Raw genomic sequence first — 20,657 nt, forward strand, 5'->3', positions numbered from 1 at the left:
AGAGTGCGGTCACCCGCACTCTCGACGACCAGGAACCGCACTCTCGACGACATGGGGGAGAGCCTCACGCGCCGGTGGCGTGGCGATCGAGGAACTCGTAGACCTCGGTGTCGTCGACGCCGGGGAACGTGCCCGGCGGGAGAGCGGCGAGCAGGTGACTGTGCGCGCGGGCGCTCGGCCAGGCGTGCGACTTCCACCGGCTCGCGAGCGCTGCCGGCGGGCGCCGGCAGCACGCCGGGTCCGGGCAGCTCGACCTCTGCCGCACGGACGTCTCGCGCCCCCGGAACCACTTCGCGTGGTCGAACGGGACGCCGACGTCGATCGCGAAGTCCCCGCCGTCGGTGCGCTCCACGTGCGTGGTGCACCAGTACGTGCCCCGCCCCATGTCCGTGTACTGGAAGTGGGTGGCGTAGCGGTCGACGTTGTCGAACACGCGGCGCGAGGCCCATCTCCGGCAGACGATCTGACCCTCGACGGCGCCGGTGACGTCGGTGGGGAACGTGACGTCGTCGTTCTCGTAGGCCTTGTAGATCACCCCGTCCTCCCCGACGCGCAGGAAGTGCACCGGCAGACCGAGGTGCTCGGTGGCGAGGTTGGTGAACCGGTGCGCGGCGGTCTCGTAGGAGACCGCGAAGGCGTCGCGCAGGTCGTCGATCGCGAGGTCCCGCTCCTTCTTGGCGGCGGTGAGCAGGTCGGCGGCGGAGCGCTCGGGCACGAGCAGGGCGGCGGCGAAGTAGTTCGCCTCGACCCGCTGAGCGAGGAACTCCGCGTAGCCGCGGGGGTCGGCGTGCTCCAGGGCGAAGTGGCCGAGGGTCTGCAGGACGATCGTGCGCGGGTCGTGACCGCCCCGGGCCGTGATCGGGAGGTAGATCCTGCGGTGGTGCAGGTCGGTGACCGAACGCGTGGAGCGGGGCAGGTCGTCGGTGCGGTGGATCGTGAAGCCGAGGTGCGCGGTGACGGCGGAGACCCCGCGGTCGGTCAGCGGTCCGCCCCGGTGGCCGACCGCCTCCGAGATCGCCGCCGCGACCTGCTCGATCTCCGCGAAGTAGTTGTCCCGCCCCCGCATCGTGGCGCGCAGCTCGGCGTTCGCGCGTCGGGCCTCCTCCGGCGTGGCCGAGCGGACCGTGGCGCTGCGGGCGAGCTCGGCGTGCAGGCCGACGAGGGCCTCGAGCGCGTCGGAGGGCAGTTTCGCGGTGGCGCGCACGGAGGGCAGTCCGAGCGAGGCGTAGGTCGGGTCGGCCTGGGCGCGCTCGAGGGCGAGCTCGAGGGCGGCGCGCCGGGTCGGCGGCTCGGCGCGCATGAGGTCAGCGACCGGCACGTCGAGGGAGCGCGCGATCGCGTGGACGAGCGCGAGGCGGGGCTCGCGCCGTCCGTTCTCGATCTGGGAGAGCAGCGACGGCGCCCGGTCCACGCGTGCCGCCAGGTCGGCGAGCGTGAGGCCGGCGCCCTGGCGCGCGTGCCGGATGCGCCGGCCGAGGACGGCGAGGTCGAGCCCGTCGTCGCCGGCGCGTGGCTCGGCCCGTGCTCCGGTCCCGGCCGCGCTCCCCTGAGTGTCCGGCTCGCCGGGGTCCCCCGGTCCGGCCGGCGACGCGGCGGGCCGCCGAGCGGCTCCGGCGTCGTCGGGCGTGGTGATGCGTGTGCGCGCGGCCATCTCTTCTCCCTCGGTGAAGATCGCTCGAACTTTACACAGATCCGTGCTGGATGGGACGGCCACCGCTCGCGAACGTGTACTCATCGCGGATTTCACCCGATCTCCGCGGAGAGCCACGAGGAAGAGGCATCCCATGAGCACCGTTCTCGAGACCACAGCCGGGACCACCGGGACCACCGGCGCCGCTGCACCCCGCACCGGCCACCCCCGGTCGATCGAGGGCCGCATCCGCTCCGAGGCCGCCGACCTGGCCCAGGACTGGGCGAGCAACCCACGCTGGTCCGGCGTGCGGCGCGACCACACGGCCGAGGACGTCGTGCGCCTGCGCGGGACCGTCCGCGAGGAGCCGACCCTCGCCCGGCGCGGAGCGGACCGCCTGTGGGAGCTCCTGCACACCCGCGACTACGTCCACGCACTCGGCGCGATCACCGGCAACCAGGCCACGCAGATGGTTCGCGCCGGCCTCGAGGCGATCTACCTCTCCGGCTGGCAGGTCGCGGCGGACGGGAACTCAGCCGGCCAGACCTACCCCGACCAGTCGCTGTACCCCGTCAACTCCGTCCCCAGCGTCGTGCGCAGGATCAACAACGCCCTGCTGCGGGCGGACGAGATCTCCTTCTCCGAGGGCACGGACCCGGGCTTCGACTGGCTCGCCCCGATCGTGGCCGACGCCGAGGCCGGCTTCGGCGGCGCGCTCAACGCGTTCGAGCTGACCAAGGCGCTGATCACGGCCGGCGCGGCCGGGGTCCACCTCGAGGACCAGCTCGCGTCGGAGAAGAAGTGCGGGCACCTGGGCGGCAAGGTCCTCGTCCCCACGGCGCAGCACGTGCGCACGCTGGGGGCGGCCCGGCTCGCGTCCGACGTCCTCGGCGTGCCCACGCTGATCGTCGCCCGCACGGACGCGCTCGCGGCCACGCTCATCACCTCGGACATCGACCCGCGGGACGCGCGGCTGACCACCGGCGAGCGCACGGCGGAGGGCTTCTACCGGACCCGCGCCGGGACCGAGGCCGTCATCGCCCGCGCCCTGGCCTACGCGCCCTACGCGGACCTGCTGTGGGTCGAGACCTCCACGCCGGACCTCGACCACGCCCGCGAGGTCGCCGAGGCCGTTCACGCGGAGCACCCGGACCAGATGCTCGCGTACAACTGCTCGCCGTCGTTCAACTGGCGCGCGCACCTCGACGAGGAGACGATCGCCCGCTTCCAGCGCGAGCTCGGCGCCATGGGCTACCGGTTCCAGTTCATCACCCTGGCGGGCTTCCACCAGCTCAACCACGGCATGTTCGAGCTCGCTCGCGGCTACGCCCACGAGGGGATGACCGCCTACGTCGAGCTCCAAGAGCGTGAGTTCGCCTCCGAGGCCGACGGGTACACCGCGACGAGGCACCAGCGCGAGGTCGGCACCGGCTACTTCGACCTCGTCGCCACCGCGCTCAACCCGACGGGCGAGACCCTCGCGCTGCGCGGGTCCACCGAGGAGCAGCAGTTCCACTGACGACGACGTCGCCCGACCGACACCCCACCGACGCACCACGCGCAAGGAGCCACAGCCATGACCCTCACCGACACCCGGCCCGCACACGGCGCCACCACGATCCCCCGCCCGACGGCGAACACCCGCACCACCGGTGCGCCACCCGTCGTCGTCGGCGTGCGGCGTGACTCCGGGCGGGTCCCCTCACCCGACGCCCTCGCCCTCATCGGAGCCCTCCACGCGCGCTTCGACGGCGAGCGGGGCGAGCTCCTGGCCGAGCGGAGGCGCCGCGGGCAGTCCGCGGCGGACGGCGCCCTGCTCGGCCCCGGGCCCAAGGCGCGCCGTGTGCGCGAGGACCCGACGTGGCGGGTTCGCCAAACCTCCGGCCGGACCACCGTCGTCGCGCGACCCCGGGGCTGGGAGGCCGTCGAGGAGCGCCTCGAGGTCGCCGGCCGTCCGGCGTCCGCGACCCTCGTCGACGTCGGGCTGCACGTCTTCGACGCCCGTGCCCGCCTCGCCCACGGTCCCGGGCTCGAGATCCGACCGACGGGTCTCCAGTGCCACCGGGAGGCGCGGCTGTGGCACGACGTGCTGACCGTCGCGGAGGACCGGCTGGGGCTGGCGCGCGGTTCGGTCAGGGTGCGGATCGTCCTCGACAGCGTCGCTGCCGGCCTCGAGGCGGAGGAGATCCTCTTCGAGCTGCGCGAGCGGGCCACCGCCGTCGAGATCGGCGACGTCGACGCGCTGATCGCGGAGGCGGCCGACCTCCGCGCGCGTACCGCCCAGGTGCACGCGGGATGCGGGGAGGTCGGTCCGACGTCGACGTCCGTTCGAGGTCTCCCGGAGCGGGCCGCCGAGATGTGGCGGCGCCGCTACGCGGGGCCGGCCAGCGGGATCACGGCCTGAACCTGGTGGAGCGGCCCACCAGCGGGTCCCTCGCCGAGCCGGGAGGAGACGAGCTCGACGGCGTCCGCCCGCCAGGTGGGACCCTCGTAGACCGCGAGGGCGGAGGCGAGGCCGGCCATGTCGGTCCCGCGCGATCGGCGCGACTCGCGCGCGACGGTGAGGTGGGCACGGCGACGCTCCTGGCGACCGCGGCCGTTGCCGCGCGCGGGCGCTCCCGGTTCGTCGTCGTCCTGGTCCTCCGGGTCGGGCGGGCGGACGTAGGGGGCGTCGGCGACGTCGGCCATGAGCACGGTGAGCCGCGCGGTCTCCCCGCCGACGCCGACCCACAGGATGCGGCCGGAGAAGGACCCGCCACCACGCAGGCGCAGGTCGAGCGGGGCGTGCCGGGCGGCGGCCTCGGCGAGTGAATCGGCGACGTCGCCGACCGCGCCGTCGGGCACCTCGCCGTAGAAGGCCACGCTGACGTGCTGCTGGTCGACCGGCACCCAGCGCAGGGGCGCGCCAGCGCCGAGACGGAGGTTGGTCAGCGGCAGCTCGAGGTGGTCGAGCACCTCGGCGGGCGGCCGGATCGCAGCGAAGAGGCGCATCGGGTCAGCCTCTCCCCCGCCGGGCGCCGGCGTCCATCCGAATCGTTGGGCTGAAAGGGGTCGTACGCGTGGACGGGCGTGGGGGGTCCGTCAGCCGGTCCGTCGCGTGGCCGCCTCGATGTCGAGGCCGGTCATCGAGCCAGGCTCTCGAGCAGCGCACGCGGTCAGCAGCGATCGCTCGCCGGCACACACACGGTCACGACGCTGCGGCCAGATCACGGCGCGGAGGCCCGTCGGGTCAGCGTCACGCTCGGGTCTCGGGTCACTGACGCGCAGCTCAGCCCTGCGCGGGCGACGGCGCCGAGGACACCTTCCCCAGCTCGACGGACCGCGCGGCCAGCACGCGCAGCATGTCCCTCAGGTCCTCCTGCGGCGGTCGCGGTTCCACCCAGCCGCTCGCGAGGCGCAGGGCGAGTCCGTCGATGAAGGCGTGGAGGTGTCCTGCCAGTCGTTCCTGCTCCCGAGGAAGTTCCTCCGGGTAGTCGGGGACGGTCTCGGCACCCGCGAGCAGGAGGACTAGCTGACGGTGGAACATCCGCTTGCCCGTCCAGGCCCAGCTCAGTTCCTCGGCCGCGATGCCGGGATCCACGTAGAGCGCGAGCCAGATGCGGTGCTCCGCGTCCCGCTCGGCGTCCAGCGGCAGGATCTGCTCGACCATGTGGGCCACCAGCTCGACAGGGTCGAGACCGTCGTTGCGACCGTTTCGCACGACGTCCCCGACGCGGCGCTGCACCTGTCCTGCGACGTGCTCGAGCATGAGCGACTCGAGGGCTGCCGTGGACGGGACGTAGTGCCGCACCGCCCCCGCGGACCAGCCGGTGGCGTCCGCCAGCGCGCGCACCGTCGCCGCACGCCGCCCACCGCGGGCCACGAGCTCGAGCGCCGCACGGGTGACTTCCTCGCGACGCGCGCCGTGGTCGACGATCTTCGGCACGGCGCTACCGTCCCGCCGCGCGGGGAGCCGGACTGCCGCCGCGCGCACCACGGGCGTCGGGCGCCCGAGAGGCCCGCATCGCCGCGGCACCGGCCAGGACCAGCCACAGGAGGAACGGCCACGCGGCGGCCCGCTCGAGGATGCCGAACGGTAGCGACCATGCCGTCGGCGCCATGAGCAGGAGGAGCCCGAAGATCGTCACGATGCCCGCGATCAGGGTGGTCCGGCCGAGCGCGGCGCGCGACCGGAGCCAGCCCGAGCCGATGAGGATCAGGGCCACGCTCTGGGCGAGGAAACCGATCATCGCGATGATCGTGTGGAGCGTGAGGTCCACGTCCGAGGGCCACAGCCCGGCGCCCGCCTGCCCCAGCCCGCCGGCGACGAGGAGCCACGCCCCGATCCCGCCGCGCTTGCCAACCGGCAGGAACCGACGCAGCGCGAGGGCAGCCGCGGCGAACGCCAACCCGGTGACGATCCACGCGACGTTGAGGACCGTGTGCTCAGGTGAACAGATCTCCACGGGCCCGTCCGGGTAGGCGTCGGACGCGCCGCAGCCGACCCACCCGAGGTCACTGATCGCCTGCTCCGCGAAGGAGTACGGGGCGGACGAGCGGACGCCCGACCAGAGCTCCGCCCCGACGGCGGCCAGGCCGGAGACGATCCACACGATGCCTGCGATCGGCCACCAGTGTTTTCGCATGCTGTATGAAAACAGATCGGGCAGGTGCGCGCCAGCCGGATGACCAGGCTGCCGTCCTCGTCGAGCTCGGAGCATGACTCGCCCGCGACAACTCGTGCGACCTGCCGACCCGTGTCCCCGGCCGGCTGGTCCATTCGCCCTGCGCAGGACCGGCCCGGCCCCGCACCCTCACACCGTCGGCGTGCCACCCGCCCGCCGGTCGCGCTGGTCCTTGATCGCCACGACGAGCGTCGCCACGACCACCAGCGTCACGAGGCCGAAGCCGACCGACGCCGCCGTCGGCCAGTCGGTGACCTCGAGCGTGCTGAACACCGCCGCCGTGATCACCGCGATCCCGATCGACGTCCCGATCCGCTGACCGGTCTGCATGATCGCGCCCGAGCTGCCCGCATACCGCAGCGGCACCTCCGCGAGCGTGAGCGTCTGGTTCGGACTGACCACACACCCCTGCGCAGCCCCGATGAACGCCAGCGACAGCAAGAGCCACCACACGCTCAGGCCCGCGACGTCATGCAGGATCACCACCGCGATGCTCAGCAGCAGGCCGACCAGGGCCACGAGCAGGCCACCGATCACCAGCTTGCGCCCATACGTCAGCACGCGCTTGCCCGCCCAGTTCGCACCGATCGCCGACAGCACCGCCGACGGCAGACCGATCGTGCCGGCCTCGAGCGCGGACCGGCCGTCGCCCTGCTGCATGTACAGCGCGACGAGCACCCACACGCTCGTCATCCCCAGGAAGTACAGGGTGATCATCAGCGCCCCGTTGCTGAAGCTGCGGGTGCGGAAGATGCTGAGATCCACCATCGGACTGCGCCCGGTGCGCGCGTACCGCCGCTCCCACCACACCCAGACACGCACGAGCAGCAGACCGACCGGCACGAGCAGCCAGAGGATCGCCGAGCCACGTCCCTCCATGAACGGCAGCAGGATCGCGAGGACCGCGGCGCCGAGGAGCAGCGCACCGACGGGGTCCAGCGAGCGCTCGGCCCGGGTGGCGGGGTCGGCGTGCCGACGGGAGCGGATGAGAGGCCTGGGGAACCACAGCAGCCCCAGGACGATCGTGGCGATCCCGACGGGCACGTTGACGAGGAACGTCAGCCGCCAGCCGAGCTCGGGGCCGCCGGCGTTGATGAGCACGCCGCCGAGCACCGGGCCGATGCCCACCGAGACCCCGACCGCCGCGCCGAAGTAGCCGAACGCGCGGGCGCGCTCGGCGCCGCGGAAGTACTGCTGGATCATCCCGACGCCCTGCGGGTTGATGAGGCCCGAGCCCACGCCCTGGACGAACCGGGTGATGTTGAGCCACTCCGAGCTGGGCGCCGCGCTGGCGGCGATCGAGGAGGCGGTGAAGATGGCCAGCCCGATGAGGAAGATGCCGCCGCGGCCCATGACGTCGCCCGCGCGGCCGGCGGCCACGAGCACGACGCCGAACGTCAGCGCATACCCGGACAGCACCCACTGCAGGTCCGACGCCGAGGCGCCGAGCCCCTCCTGCATCGACGGCAGCGCGACGTTGACGATGCTCACCGCGATCAGCGACATGAAGATGGCGCCGAGCACCACCATGAGGATCCGCCAGCGCGCGGGGTCCGGGGCGTCGACCGACCGGTCCGGCTCAGTCTCGGCCCGCACCGATCAGCTCCCTCCTCCTGGCCGTGGGCGCGCGCCGCACGGACATGCCCGACGACGAAAGGCACAGCCCCCCGCTCGCCGCCCCGGCCAGCCTACGTCGAAGCGGCGGGTACGCCCCCGCCCTGCCCGCGACCCACCCCTGCGCTGCCCACGGTCCTGCCGTTCCGCCCAACCCGGCGACCCTCTCTCGTTCCCTGCGCCGCGGTCCCTCCGGGACGTTCAGCGCCGGTCACCGATGAGCGGGAGCACCGGGCCCGCGGTGATCCGCGCGCGGACCTCCGTCGCCGCCACCCACTCCGAGTTGGTCATGACGGTGGGGCGGACAGCGCGCCTGACGACCGGCTCGACGATCTCGCACACCTCGAAGACCTCCTCCGCGTCGGCGGGGCCGATCACCATGACGTCGATGTCCCGTGGCGACGGCCCCTCCACGCCGCGGGCCCGGGCCGCGAACGGGCCGTGGATGAACACCTGGTCGATCCCGTCGACCGCCGACAGCGCATGCCCGAGCGCCGCGACGACGCCGGTGGACACGAGCAGGATCTCCCGCAGCGGGGGCACGAGCGGGCTGTCCTCGTCGGCGCGCAGGAGCCTGGTGCGGCCGACGCGGCGCTCCGCCAGGATGCCGGCGTCCACCAGCCGCTCGACCTCGCGGTGCACCGTGGGATAGGCGAGCTCGGTAGCCGCCGCCAGATCGGTGACGCTCAGCTCCCTGTCACCGAGCAGGATCTCGGACAGGATCCGCGCCTGGCCCTCGGACCGGAAGATCGGCGCCATCAACGGGGGCTGAGTTCTCATGAAACGGACAGTATTGTCCGTCTTACCGAGAGGTTGTCCGTACACACATCAGGGTCCGTCGCCGGTACATGCATCCGGATCCGACGACGACGCAGAGCACTCGTGGCCCGGACCGGACTCAGCGCGGCGCGACCTCGGCGTGCACGAGTCCCCACACGAACGACTCCACGAGCGCCTCCCAGGACGCCTCGACCACGTCAGTCCCGACCCCGACCGTCGACCAGGACCGCACCCCGTCGGACGACCGCACGAGCACGCGCACCGACGCGTCGGTGCCCTGCTGGGAGTCGAGGATGCGCACCATGTAATCGACGAGCGCGAACGCCTCGATCTCGGGGTAGGTGTCCACCAGCGCCTCGCGCAGGGCGTGGTCGAGCGCGTTGACCGGCCCGTTGCCCTCCCCGGTGCGCACGATCCGGCCCCGGCCGGTCCGCAGCTTGACCGTCGCTTCGGCCTCGGTCCGTCCCCGACCGTCGAGCGAGGTGACCTGTGCACGCCAGGACTCGACGTCGAAGTACGCCTCCGCGCCGCCCTCCCCCAGCTCCTCACGCAGGAGCAGCTCGAACGAGGCGTCCGCGGCGTCGTACGTGTACCCGCGCGCCTCCGCCGCCTTCACGCGCTCGGTCACGCGGGTGAGCAGCTCGGAGCGGCCGGCGAGGTCGAATCCGAGCTCGCGGCCCTTGAGCTCGATCGAGGCCCGCCCCGCCATGTCGGACACGATCATCCGCATGTCGTTGCCGACGGCCGCCGGGTCGGCGTGCTGGTAGAGGTCCGGGTCCACCCGGATCGCCGAGGCGTGCAGGCCCGCCTTGTGCGCGAACGAGGAGAACCCCACGTAGGGCTGCCGGGAGAACGCGGGGATGTTGGTCAGCTCGGCGATCTGGTGGCTGATCCGCGTCGCCTCGCGCAGCCGGTCCGGTCCGATGCCGACGATTCCCCGCTTGAGCTCGAGGTTTGCGATCACCGCCACCAGGTCGGCGTTGCCGGTGCGCTCGCCGTACCCGTTGACGCAGCCCTGGACGTGGCTCGCCCCGGCGTCGACCGCTGCGATCGACGAGGCCACGGCGGTGCCGGCGTCGTTGTGGGTGTGGATCCCGATCCGCCCCTCGACCGCACCGTGCACCTCGGCGACGATCCGGCCGACCTCGTCGGGCAGCGTCCCGCCGTTGGTGTCGCACAGGACCGCGGTCGTGGCACCGGCCTCGAGCGCGGTCCGCACGACGTCGCGCGCGTGCCCGGGGCCGTGCAGGTAACCGTCGAAGAAGTGCTCGCAGTCGACGTGCACCTCCCGGCCCAGACCCACGAGGTGGGAGACGGTGTCCCGCACCATCCGCAGGTTCTCCTCGAGGGACGTGCGCAGCGCGCGCTCGACGTGCCGGGAGTCCGACTTCGCCACCAGCGTGAGCACGCCGGCGCCCGACTCCACCAGCGCCTGGACCTGGGCGTCCTCGGCCGCGGGCACGCCGGGCTTCGTCGTCGAGCCGAAGGCCGCGAGCCGCGCGTGGGTCAGCTCGAGCTCCTTCTCGGCAAGCTGGAAGAACTCCGTGTCCCGCGGGATGGCGCCCGGCCAGCCGCCCTCGATGTAGTCCACGCCCAGCTCGTCCAGGAGCGCGGCGATCGCCAGCTTGTCCGTGACGGTGAGGTTGATGCCCTCCTGCTGGGCGCCGTCCCGGAGGGTCGTGTCGTAGACGTGCAGCTCGTGCGTCATTCGGGTCCGCTCCTGCTCAGACGAGCCGATACATCCACTGGTGGGTGTCCGCCGCGCGGCCGTACTGGATGTCGGTCAGCTCGGCGTGCAGCGACCGCGTGACCTGGCCGGGCTGACCGTCGGCGACGGTGACGTCGAAGTCCTCCCCCGCCAGGCGCCCGATCGGCGTGACGACCGCGGCGGTGCCGCAGGCGAACACCTCGGCGACGGCGCCCGAGCGGATGTCGGCGAGCAGGTCGGCCAGGGCGATCGGCTCCTCGCGGACCTCGCGGCCGGACTCGGCCAGCAGCGTGAGCAGCGCGTCCCGGGTGCCGCCGCGGAGGATCGTGCCGGTGAGGTCAGGCGTGCGGACGGTGCCGTCGGAGCCGACGACGACGAGGTTCATCCCGCCCAGCTCGTCGACGTACGTGTTGGTCGAGGCATCGAGGAAGAGGACCTGCTCGAAGCCCTTCTCGTAGGCCTCGGCCTGCGGCAGCAGGGAGGCGGCGTAGTTGCCACCGGTCTTGGTGTCGCCCATGCCGCCGACGCCGGCCCGGTGGTAGGTCGAGGAGACCCAGATGCCGACGGGCTCGAACCCGTGGACGAAGTAGGGGCCCACCGGCGAGGCGATGAGCAGGTACTCGACCTGGCGCCCGGCGCGCACGCCGAGGAAGGGCTCGGAGGAGAACATGAACGGCCGCAGGTACATCGACGCCCCCTCGTCCGAGGGGACCCACCGCTCGTCGACGCTCATGAGCGCGGCGATCGACGCGACGACGTCCTCGGCCGGCATCTCGGGCAGCGCGAGCCGCCGCGCGGAGTGCGCGAGCCGGGCGGCGTTGAAGCCGGGCCGGAAGGTGCGCACCGAGCCGTCCTCCCAGCGGTAGGCCTTGAGGCCCTCGAAGACCTCCTGCCCGTAGTGCAGGACGGAGGCGGCGGGCGAGAGCTGCAGCGGCCCGTACGGCTCGAGGCGCAGGGGCCCCCATCCGTCGTCGTGGGTCCAGGTGGCCCGGACCATGTGGTCCGTGAACGCCGTGCCGAATGACAGGTCGCCCATGATCTCGGCGTACCGCGCGTCGTCGGCGGGGTTCGGGTTGCGGCCGCCGGCCACGCGCGCGGCCAGCTCGCCGGCCGGCGGCAGGTCGGCCGACGGCGTCCCGGGCATGTCCAGGCCGGTGCCGCGCGCGGGCAGCGGAAGACCGCCGGGCGTGGTCGCGTCGCCGGGCTCGCCCTGGCTGACCTGGGCGTCGCCGACCTCCTGGCCGACGGCGGTGGGCTCCTCGGCGTTCATCGCTCGCCCCCGGTGGTGGCCAGCGCGTCGGAGGTGACGGCGGCGGCGACGGCGTCGCCGATCTCGCTCGTGGTGCGCGTGGCGCCGGCGCGGGCGGCGACGTCGGCCTCGACGGCCGCCTCGATGCGCGCGGCGGCCGCGCCCTGGCCGACGTGCTCGAGCATGAGAGCGGCCGACAGGATCGCGGCGGTCGGGTCGGCCTTCCCGGTGCCCGCGATGTCCGGGGCGGAGCCGTGGACGGGCTCGAACATCGACGCCGAGGTGCGGTCGGGGTTGACGTTGCCCGACGCGGCCAGGCCGATGCCGCCGGTGACGGCGGCGACCAGGTCCGTGACGATGTCGCCGAACAGGTTGTCGGTGACGATGACGTCGAACCGCGACGGGTCCGTGACGAGGTAGATCATCGTCGCGTCGACGTGGGCGTAGTCGACCGCGACCTCGGGGTACTCGGCGGCGACGGCGTCGACCGTGCGCCGCCACAGGTGGCCGGCGTGCACGAGGACGTTGTGCTTGTGGACCAGGGTGAGCTTCTTGCGGGGCCGGGCCTGCGCGCGGGCGAACGCGTCGCGGACCACGCGCTCGACCCCGAACGCGGTGTTGACGGAGACCTCGGTGGCCAGCTCGTTGGGCGTGCCCACGCGCAACGCGCCGCCGTTGCCCACGTACGGGCCCTCGGTGCCCTCCCGCACGACGACGAGGTCGATGGCACCGGGGTCGGCCAGCGGGGTGGCGACCCCGGGCAGCAGCTTCGCGGGCCGCAGGTTGACGTAGTGGTCGAGCTCGAAGCGCAGGCGCAGCAGCAGGCCGCGCTCGAGGACGCCGGAGGGGACACCGGGGTCGCCGACGGCCCCGAGCAGGATCGCGTCGTGCTCACGCAGGGAGGCCACCTCGGCGTCGGTGATCGTCTCCCCGGTGCGGTGCCAGCGGGCGGCGCCGAGGTCGTACGGGGTCTCCCGCAGGGTGACGCCGGACCCGTCCAGCGCGGCGCGCGCGACCTTGAGGGCCTCGGCCACCACCTCCGGGCCGATCCCGTCGCCACCGACGACACCCAGGTCGATCTCGCGCTGCTCGCTCACAGTTGTCCTCTCCACGTCCGTGCGGGCCTGGCGGCCCCGTTCATCATGCCGGGCCGACCCGGCCCGGCCCGCCGCGCGGGGCGACGGGCCGGGCCGGGTCGAGCTCCTCGTGCGGGCAGCCGGTCAGCGACCGACCTGGCCCTGGGTGTAGTCCGCGTCCCGGGTCTCGACCCAGGAGAACAGGTTGCGCAGCTCGAGGCCGGTCGCCTCGATCGGGTGCTGCTCGCCCTTCTTGCGCAGCGCGGCGAACTCGGGGCCGCCCGCGTCCTGGTCCGCGATGAAGCGCTCGGCGAAGGCGCCGGACTGGATGTCCGCGAGCACCGCGACCATGTTGTCCTTGACCTCGGGGGTGATGACCCGCGGGCCCGAGACGTAGTCGCCGTACTCGGCGGTGTCCGAGACCGACCAGCGCTGCTTGGCGATGCCGCCCTCGTACATGAGGTCGACGATGAGCTTGAGCTCGTGCAGGACCTCGAAGTAGGCGATCTCCGGCTGGTAGCCGGCCTCGGTGAGGACCTCGAAGCCGTACTGCGCGAGCTGGCTGACGCCGCCGCAGAGCACGGTCTGCTCGCCGAACAGGTCGGACTCGGTCTCCTCGGTGAAGGTGGTCTTGATGCCGCCGGCGCGCAGGCCGCCGATCGCCTTCGCGTAGGAGGCCGCGAGGTCCCAGGCCGTGCCCGAGGCGTCCTGCTCGACCGCGAGGAGGACCGGCACGCCGCGGCCGTCCTCGTACTGGCGACGCACCGTGTGGCCCGGGCCCTTCGGGGCAACCATGGCGATGTCGTGGCCGGCGGACGGCGTGACGAGGTCGAACCGGATGTTGAAGCCGTGGGCGAAGAAGATCGCCGCGTCGTCCTTGAGGTTCGGCTCGATGTCCTCGGAGTAGATCGTGCGCTGGTGCTGGTCCGGGGCGAGGACCATGATGACGTCGGCGCCGGAGACGGCGTCCGCCACGGTGGCGACCGCGAGGCCCTGCTCCTCCGCCTTCGCGCGGGAGGAGGACCCCTCGCGCAGGCCGACGACGACCTCGACGCCCGAGTCCCGCAGGTTCAGCGCGTGCGCGTGCCCCTGGCTGCCGTAGCCGATGACGGCCACCTTCTTGGACTGGATGATCGACAGATCGGCGTCGTCGTCGTAGTACAGCTCGGCCACGAGGGCCCTCCTTCGTTCGTTGGTGCTCGGTCGTGTTCGTGCAGGTCGTCGGTCGTGCGGGCGCCGGTGCGGGAGCGCCGGCATCACGCGCGGGTGGTGCGTGCGCGCGTGTGCGTGCGGTGCGCCGGGCGCCCGGTCAGGCGCTGCGCACGCGGTCCAGCGTGCGGTCCGTGAGCGAGCGCGAGCCGCGCGCCAGCGCGACGGAGCCCGACTGCACGATCTCACGGATGCCGTACGGCGCGAGGGCCGTGAGCAGGGCGTCGAGCTTGGCGTCGCCGCCCGTGGCCTCGATCGTCACGGCCTCCGGCGCGACGTCGACGACGTGCGCGCGGAACAGCTCGACGACCTGGAGGACGGCGGTGCGGGAGGCGTCGTCGGCGCGGACCTTGACGAGCAGGAGCTCGCGCTCGACGGTGTTCCCCGGCTCGAGCTCGACGATCTTCAGCACGTTGATCAGCTTGTTCAGCTGCTTGGTGACCTGCTCGAGCGGGAGCTCGGCGGCGTCGACGACCACCGTGATGCGCGAGACGTCCTCCCGCTCGGTGGGACCCACCGCGAGCGAGTGGATGTTGAACGCGCGACGGGCGAACAGCGCGGTGACGCGCGTGAGGACGCCGGGCTTGTTCTCGACCAGAACGGACAGCGTGTGCCTGGTGCTCATGTCCTTCCCCTCAGTCCTCGTGCTCGAAGTCGGGCGTGAGCCCACGGGCGTACTGGATCTCGTCGTTGGAGACGCCGGAGGCGACCATCGGCCACACCATCGCGTCGCGGCTGACGACGAAGTCGATGACCACCGGGCGGTCGTTGATCTCCATCGCGCGCTCGATCGCGGCGTCGATCTCATCGACCTTGGTCACCCGGATCGCCACGCATCCGTAGGCCTCCGCGAGCTTGACGAAGTCCGGGATGTGCACCGTGTCGTGCCCGGTGTGCAGGTCGGTCGACGAGTAGCGGCTCTCGTAGAACAGGGTCTGCCACTGGCGGACCATGCCGAGCGAGGAGTTGTTGATGATCGCGACCTTGATGGGGATCTGGTCCAGCACGCAGGTGGCCAGCTCCTGGTTGGTCATCTGGAAGCAGCCGTCGCCGTCGATCGCCCAGACCGGCGTGTCCGGCAGGGCGGCCTTGGCTCCCATGGCGGCCGGGACCGCGTAGCCCATCGTGCCCAGGCCGCCGGAGTTGAGGAACGTGCGCGGCTTCTCGTAGCTGATGAACTGGGCGGCCCACATCTGGTGCTGCCCCACGCCCGCGGCGTAGACGGCGTCCGGTCCGGCGAGCTCGCCGAGGCGCGAGATGACGTGCTGGGGCGCGAGCTGGCCGTCGGCCGTGGGCGCCCAGCCCAGCGGGTAGCGGGTGCGCAGGTCGGTGAGCTGGTCCCACCAGGCCGCGACCTCGGGCTCGCCGTGCTGGACCTGGGCGTCGCGCAGCGCCGCCGTGAGGGCAGGGATCGTCTCGGACAGGTCCCCGACGATCGGGACGTCGGCGCGACGGTTCTTCGAGATCTCCGCCGGGTCGACGTCCGCGTGCACGATCTTCGCGAGCGGGGCGAAGCTGTCGAGGCGGCCGGTCACGCGGTCGTCGAACCGGGCCCCGAGCGCGACGACGAGGTCGGCCTTCTGCAGCGCCGCCACCGCAGCGACGGTGCCGTGCATGCCGGGCATGCCGACGTTGTTCGGGTGCGAGTCCGGGAACGCGCCGCGGGCCATGAGCGTCGTGACGACCGCGGCGTTCGAGACCTCGACGAGCTCGGCGAGCGCGTCGGTGGACTGCGCACGGATGACGCCGCCACCCACGTAGAGGACGGGGCGCGAGGCGGAGGCGATGAGCCGGGCCGCCTCCTTGACCTGACGACCGTGCGGCTTGACCGTCGGCTTGTAGCCGGGCAGGTCCATCACCGGCGGCCACACGAAGTCCGCCTCGGCCTGCTGGGCGGACTTGGCGACGTCGACCAGCACCGGGCCCGGTCGGCCCGTGGCGGCGAGGTGGAACGCCTCGGCGATGCGGGCCGGGATCTCGTCCGGGTCCGTGACGAGGAAGGAGTGCTTGGTCAGCGGCATCGTGGCGCCGACGATGTCCGCCTCCTGGAAGGCGTCCGTCCCGATCGCCGCCGCGCCGACCTGGCCGGTGATGGCCACGAGCGGGACGGAGTCCATGTTGGCGTCCGCGATGGCCGTGATGAGGTTGGTCGCCCCCGGCCCCGAGGTGGCGATGCAGACGCCCGTCCGGCCGGTCGCCGCCGCGTAGCCCACGGCCGCGTGGCCGGCGCCCTGCTCGTGGCGGACGAGGATGTGCCGCACCTTGTCCGACTGGAACAGCGGGTCGTACGTCGGCAGGATCGCGCCGCCAGGGATCCCGAAGATCGTGTCGACGCCCAGCTCCTCGAGGGCGCGGACGATGTTGCGGGCGCCCGTCGAGGGCTCGGTGATCTCCGCGTCCTGGGCGACTGTCTCGATGCGGCCGCCCCGCAGGACGACGCCGGTCCCGCCCGTGCCACCGTGGGCGAGCGTGCGCTCGGCGACGGCCGCCGTCGCGAGGATGTCGGCCTCGACCGGGTCGATGCCGGGCGTGGCTCCCCTGGCGGGCACGGCCCTGCGCCGCGCGCCGACCTCGTCCCCGAGTACGGCGTCGTCGGTCCCGGTCCCGGCCGCGCCGACGTCGTGGCGCGCGGCCTCGTCGTCGGGCGCGGAATGGCTCGGCGCGCTGTGCGACGTGCTCGTCATGGTCCCTCCTTCGCCTCTCCGGCCCGCGGGGCCGGTTCGTGGACGACCCTGGTCCGGGTCAGCCGTGTCGCCGGGCATGCAAAAACCCCTCGACCCGGCGGGTGTCGAGGGGCGCGGCCGGACCAGCTCTCAACGAGCGTCGGCCGCGCGGCCGACTACGAGAATGCTGATCCTGAGCACACGTGCACTGTACGCCCGCCGCCCGCGCGGACGCCAGTCGTCTTGCATCGTGGTTCACGTTCCCGATCAGTGAGACGAATTGGGGAACGGGGGCCTGCGGGCCGTCCACCCGGCCGGCAGCGCGCTCCGTCGTCGTGAGCGAGGCGCCCTCACTCGTCGTGAGCGAGGCGCCCTCACTCGTCGTGAGCGAGGCGCCCTCACTCGTCGTGGGCGAGGCGCCCTCACTCGTCGTGGGCGAGGGCGCGCCCGAGGGCTCGGCGCGCGTCGACGGTCGCCGGGACGAACCGGGCTCCCTCGGCGACGTCGAGGGCCGACGTCGCCGCGATAGCGGTGACCACGAGCGCCCCGGCGAGCTCGCCGACCGGCACACCCGCGGCGTGGCCGGCGACGGCGACCGCGGCGAGCGCGAAACCGACGACGACGAGCCCGACCGCGCGCAGCGTGCCCAGCGCCTCGGCCGACCCGGCCTGGGCCTCGGCGAGCCGCCCGAGCGCGGTCCGGACGTCGGCCGGAAGGTCGCCGGGACGGTCCGCCTCGGCACCAGCTGAGTCACCAGCGCCAGCGGCACCACCGCGGGCGGCCGGGTCGCGCGTCCGGGCGCCGGCCAGCTCGTCGTCGTCGGGGTCCAGGGTGTCGGCCACGGCGTCCTCCCCCGCGTCCGGCTCGTGCTCGGCACCCGCGACGACCACGTGGGACGCGACCGGCTCGACCTCGTAGGTGTCCGGGGGCGAGAGGGCGGAGCCGAGCGCCGTGGTGAGCTCGTGCCTGGCGCGACGCTCGGCGCGCGTGGCGCGGGATGCCGACGCGGCCGTCGCGGCCGCCACGGCGCCCAGCATGATGAGCGGCGCGGCGGCGACGAGCGCGAGGCTGCGGTGAACGATCGTGAGCGCGACGGCGGCGCCGACGAGCACGACGGCGAGCGGGACGAGCCGGGCGTGGAGATGGGCGGTCGCGTCCCGAATCGCACGGACCGAGTGGGCACCGAGCCGCGACACGGCGGCCGGGTGGTCGACGCTCCGCTCGACCACCCGGTGCAGGAGCGACTCCGCGTAGTGGCGGGCGATGCGGTCGGACAGGAGGTGGTCCAGCCAGCGGGCGACACCCAGGAGGGCGATCGCGCCTGCGCCCATGAGGGCGCTGCCGGCGAACGCACGCGACGTCGAGGCCGAGGTCAGGTCAGCGACGACGGGGGCGACGAGCACGAGGGCCGCGACGGCGAGGAGCCCGACCCCGAGGAGACCGAGCACGTGCAGGAGCCGTGCGCCGGCGACGAGGCGGGGCAGCGCGACCGACGGGCCGAGGTCTTGCCGGTCGGCGGCGGTCGGACCGGCGGTAGGTCCCTCGGCGGCCGTGGCATGGTCCCCGCGCACAGGCACATCGACCGCGCGGGGCGACAGCTCGACGAGCTCCGCGCCGCGGCCGTCGTCCGGCTCGGCGGGCGTCGCTGCCCTCGGGTCGCTGACCGGCAGCGAGCTGGTGGGCGCCTGGGCGTCGGTAACCGGGAGCGAGGTGGTGGCGACCTGGGCGTCGGTAACCGGGCGGAGGGGCCGGGTGGGGCGTTCGACCGGCGGCGAGTACCGCGCGGCGATGCGGGCGGCGGCGGAACGCACGGGGCGAGCGGGGGTGTCGGTCATGGCTACGCGTCCTCACGTCGGCCGGGAACCTCCCGGCGCTGCCTCCACGCTAGGGAACAGATGAGTCCGCGCGAGTGAGTCCGCAGTGACAGCGTTCTCACCTGCCGTCGGTGCCGGCGCACCACGGCGTCGTCTACTCGAGGATCGCGCCGCGGGAGGCCGACTGGACGAGCTTCTGGTACTTGCCGAGCACGCCGGTGGTGAACCGCGGGGCAGCTGGTTCCCAGGTTCCGCGGCGGCGGTCGAGCTCGTCGTCGTCCACGAGCAGGTCGAGGGTGCCGGTGCCGACGTCGAGACGGATGCGGTCGCCGTCGTGGACGAGGGCGATCGGCCCCCCGTCGGAGGCCTCGGGGGCGACGTGCCCGACGCACAGGCCGGTGGTGCCGCCGGAGAATCGGCCGTCCGTCATGAGCAGCACGCTCTTGCCGAGGCCCGCCCCCTTGATCGCGCCGGTGATGGCCAGCATCTCGCGCATACCGGGTCCGCCCTTGGGGCCCTCGTACCGGATGACGACGACGTCGCCGTCGGTGATGGTGCCGTCCGAGAGCGCGTCCATGGCGGCCCGCTCCCGCTCGAACACGCGCGCGGTGCCCTCGAAGACGTCGGACTCGAACCCGGCGGACTTCACCACGGCGCCCTCGGGGGCGAGGGAGCCCTTGAGGATGGTGATGCCACCGCGCTTGGCGATCGGCTCGGACATGTGGTGGATGATCTTGCCGTCGGGGTCCGGCGGAGAGACGGCCTCGAGGTTCTCGGCCATCGTCCTGCCGGTGACCGTCATGCAGTCGCGGTTGAGCAGCCCGGCCTCGTCAAGCGCCTTGAGGACCACGGGGACTCCCCCGACCTTGTCGATGTCGTTCATGACGTACCGGCCGAACGGCTTGACGTCACCGAGGTGCGGGACCTTCTCGCTCATGCGCTGGAAGTCCGCGAGCTCGAGGTCCACGTCGGCCTCGTGCGCGATGGCCAGCAGGTGGAGGACCGCGTTGGTCGAGCCGCCGAACGCCATGACGACGGCGATGGCGTTCTCGAACGCCTCACGAGTCATGATGTCCCGGGCCGTGATCCCCTGGCGGAGCAGCTCGACGACCGCCTCGCCCGCCTCGAAGGCGGCGGTGTCCCGGCGCCGGTCGATCGCGGGCGGGGCCGCCGAACCGGGCAGCGACATGCCCATGGCCTCGGCGACGGAGGCCATGGTGTTCGCCGTGTAGAAGCCGCCGCAGGCGCCCTCGCCCGGGCAGATGGCCTTCTCGATCGCCGTCACGTCCTCGCGGGACATCAGGCCGCGGGCGCAGGCGCCGACCGCCTCGTAGGCGTCGATGATGGTGACTTCCCGCTCCTCCCCGGTCGAGAGGCGGGCGTAGCCGGGCATGATCGAGCCCGCGTAGACGTAGACGCTGGCCAGGTCGAGGCGTGCGGCCGCCATGAGCATGCCGGGCTCGGACTTGTCGCAGCCGGCGAGCAGCACGGAACCGTCGAGGCGCTCCGCCATCATCACTGTCTCGACGCTGTCCGCGATGATGTCGCGCGACACGAGCGAGTAGTGCATGCCCTCGTGGCCCATAGAGATGCCGTCCGAGACGGAGATCGTGCCGAACTCGAGCGGGTAACCACCGGCGGCGTGCACGCCCTCCTTCGACTTCTTGGCGAGCCGATCGAGGGAGAGGTTGCAGGGGGTGATCTCGTTCCACGAACTGGCCACACCGATCTGGGGCTTGGCGAAGTCGTCGTCGCCCAGCCCGACGGCACGCAGCATGCCGCGCGCAGCGGTGGCCTCGATGCCGTCCGTGACCTGCCTGGAGCGAGGCTTGATGTCGGGTGCGCCGTCGGAGCTCATGCCAGCGAGTCTAGGACGCGAGACGAAGCAGACGCTCGGCGCGCGGAACCGAGGACGGGCGACGGGGGTGCGGACGGTGCGATACGACGTCTCTCGGTCCGACGCGGCGCAGCGACGGCGCACGGATGCGTTCGGCGATGTCTTCAACGCGCCGCCATCACCTGTTTCCGGGCCGGCACGGGGCTGGACGACCGGTCACGCAGGTCATCGACACGCTTGACGCGCGAGGCTTACGGTGCTCGTCCGCTCGATGTGCGCTCGAGGGATGGCTGAAGGCCCCCACCGGTGTTGGTGGGGGCCTTCAGAATGGTGTGTACGGCGGTGTCCTACTCTCCCGCACGGTCGCCCGTGAAGTACCATCGGCGCTGAGGGGCTTAGCTTCCGGGTTCGGA

At 73.0% G+C, this 20,657-nt stretch carries 16 protein-coding genes and 1 rRNA gene; 2 read left to right on the forward strand and 15 right to left on the reverse strand.

The features are described from left to right. Positions 1-64: 64 nt before the first annotated feature. Positions 65-1,651 carry a helix-turn-helix domain-containing protein gene (locus ACZLKG_RS12080; RefSeq protein ID WP_425709846.1) on the reverse strand — a complete coding sequence of 529 codons (1,587 nt, stop codon included), beginning with the start codon at positions 1,649-1,651 and terminating at the stop codon, positions 65-67. A 133-nt stretch (positions 1,652-1,784) separates the two neighbouring features. On the opposite strand from ACZLKG_RS12080, the gene aceA reads away from it, so the two are divergent. Further along, a complete protein-coding gene (aceA, locus tag ACZLKG_RS12085) occupies positions 1,785-3,149 on the forward strand; it encodes an isocitrate lyase (RefSeq protein WP_425709847.1) in 1,365 nt (454 codons plus the stop codon). A 57-nt stretch (positions 3,150-3,206) separates the two neighbouring features. Then, on the forward strand, positions 3,207-4,034 hold the full coding sequence (locus ACZLKG_RS12090) for a hypothetical protein (protein WP_463648877.1): 828 nt from the start codon (positions 3,207-3,209) through the stop codon (positions 4,032-4,034). Here the strand turns inward: ACZLKG_RS12090 and ACZLKG_RS12095 are convergent. The 14 genes from ACZLKG_RS12095 to rrf all read right to left on the reverse strand — a co-directional run. Further along, positions 4,001-4,621, reverse strand: a complete 621-nt coding sequence (locus ACZLKG_RS12095) for a 2'-5' RNA ligase family protein (RefSeq protein ID WP_463648878.1) — start codon at positions 4,619-4,621, stop codon at positions 4,001-4,003. The genes ACZLKG_RS12090 and ACZLKG_RS12095 overlap by 34 nt on opposite strands. A 277-nt stretch (positions 4,622-4,898) precedes the next feature. Further along, the gene (locus ACZLKG_RS12100; RefSeq protein WP_425709850.1) at positions 4,899-5,555 is read right to left on the reverse strand and encodes a TetR/AcrR family transcriptional regulator; all 657 of its coding nucleotides are present in this window, start codon (positions 5,553-5,555) and stop codon (positions 4,899-4,901) included. Positions 5,556-5,559: 4 nt separating this feature from the next. Next, on the reverse strand, positions 5,560-6,255 hold the full coding sequence (locus ACZLKG_RS12105) for a DUF998 domain-containing protein (RefSeq protein ID WP_463648879.1): 696 nt from the start codon (positions 6,253-6,255) through the stop codon (positions 5,560-5,562). A 168-nt stretch (positions 6,256-6,423) separates the two neighbouring features. Further along, a complete protein-coding gene (locus ACZLKG_RS12110; RefSeq protein WP_463648886.1) occupies positions 6,424-7,824 on the reverse strand; it encodes an MFS transporter in 1,401 nt (466 codons plus the stop codon). 285 nt (positions 7,825-8,109) lie between these two features. Next, positions 8,110-8,688 (reverse strand): winged helix-turn-helix domain-containing protein, encoded by a 579-nt coding sequence (locus ACZLKG_RS12115; protein ID WP_463648880.1) that lies wholly within the window; start codon positions 8,686-8,688, stop codon positions 8,110-8,112. 118 nt (positions 8,689-8,806) lie between these two features. Then, the gene (cimA, locus tag ACZLKG_RS12120; protein WP_463648881.1) at positions 8,807-10,396 is read right to left on the reverse strand and encodes a citramalate synthase; all 1,590 of its coding nucleotides are present in this window, start codon (positions 10,394-10,396) and stop codon (positions 8,807-8,809) included. A 16-nt stretch (positions 10,397-10,412) separates the two neighbouring features. After that, positions 10,413-11,540 (reverse strand): branched-chain amino acid aminotransferase, encoded by a 1,128-nt coding sequence (locus ACZLKG_RS12125; RefSeq protein WP_463648887.1) that lies wholly within the window; start codon positions 11,538-11,540, stop codon positions 10,413-10,415. A gap of 122 nt (positions 11,541-11,662) precedes the next feature. Continuing rightward, positions 11,663-12,742, reverse strand: a complete 1,080-nt coding sequence (locus ACZLKG_RS12130) for a 3-isopropylmalate dehydrogenase (RefSeq protein ID WP_425709857.1) — start codon at positions 12,740-12,742, stop codon at positions 11,663-11,665. Between the two features lie 123 nt (positions 12,743-12,865). Beyond that, positions 12,866-13,894 (reverse strand): ketol-acid reductoisomerase, encoded by a 1,029-nt coding sequence (ilvC, locus tag ACZLKG_RS12135; RefSeq protein WP_425709858.1) that lies wholly within the window; start codon positions 13,892-13,894, stop codon positions 12,866-12,868. Positions 13,895-14,030: 136 nt separating this feature from the next. Beyond that, the gene (gene ilvN / locus ACZLKG_RS12140; RefSeq protein WP_425709859.1) at positions 14,031-14,555 is read right to left on the reverse strand and encodes an acetolactate synthase small subunit; all 525 of its coding nucleotides are present in this window, start codon (positions 14,553-14,555) and stop codon (positions 14,031-14,033) included. Positions 14,556-14,565: 10 nt separating this feature from the next. Continuing rightward, the gene (locus tag ACZLKG_RS12145) at positions 14,566-16,614 is read right to left on the reverse strand and encodes an acetolactate synthase large subunit (RefSeq protein WP_425709860.1); all 2,049 of its coding nucleotides are present in this window, start codon (positions 16,612-16,614) and stop codon (positions 14,566-14,568) included. Between the two features lie 401 nt (positions 16,615-17,015). Then, positions 17,016-18,428 carry a hypothetical protein gene (locus tag ACZLKG_RS12150; protein ID WP_425709861.1) on the reverse strand — a complete coding sequence of 471 codons (1,413 nt, stop codon included), beginning with the start codon at positions 18,426-18,428 and terminating at the stop codon, positions 17,016-17,018. Positions 18,429-18,561: 133 nt separating this feature from the next. Beyond that, positions 18,562-20,265, reverse strand: a complete 1,704-nt coding sequence (gene ilvD / locus ACZLKG_RS12155; RefSeq protein WP_425709862.1) for a dihydroxy-acid dehydratase — start codon at positions 20,263-20,265, stop codon at positions 18,562-18,564. Between the two features lie 313 nt (positions 20,266-20,578). After that, a 5S ribosomal RNA gene (gene rrf / locus ACZLKG_RS12160) occupies positions 20,579-20,657 on the reverse strand; the annotation flags it as partial.

Source organism: Georgenia sp. Z2081 (assembly GCF_055326445.1).